General features: G+C 35.5%; 1 pseudogene. It reads right to left on the bottom strand.

Annotated elements, in window-relative coordinates:
- Positions 1–250, bottom strand: a pseudogene (locus WFH18_RS18125) (IS701 family transposase); the annotation flags it as partial.
- Between the last annotated feature and the right edge of the window lies 1 nt (position 251).

Genomic DNA, 251 nt, shown 5'->3' with positions numbered 1-251 from the left:
GTTTGCCTGACCAAAAATAGCTAACCAAGTCCATATGTTGACTATATGGTTTATCTAAAACAGTATCATCAATACTGACTATAAGTTTATTATTATCAATATGTTGAATTGATTCTTGATATAGGTCGTGAGGTGTGTAGTCTTCACGCTCTAGAAAGCGATTTACACTATCATGCGAGATATTATAAGTCTCGGCAAGTTGTGTGCAGCTAATAGAGTTCGGTTCTGTCATGAGAAAGCCCATATAAATG

Source organism: Acinetobacter sp. USHLN143 (assembly GCF_037145695.1).
In the GTDB taxonomy this organism is placed as follows: Bacteria; Pseudomonadota; Gammaproteobacteria; order Pseudomonadales; family Moraxellaceae; genus Acinetobacter; species Acinetobacter fasciculus.
Note: the sequence above shows the minus strand (reverse complement) of the source record. Positions and strands in the feature narration are given on the sequence as shown.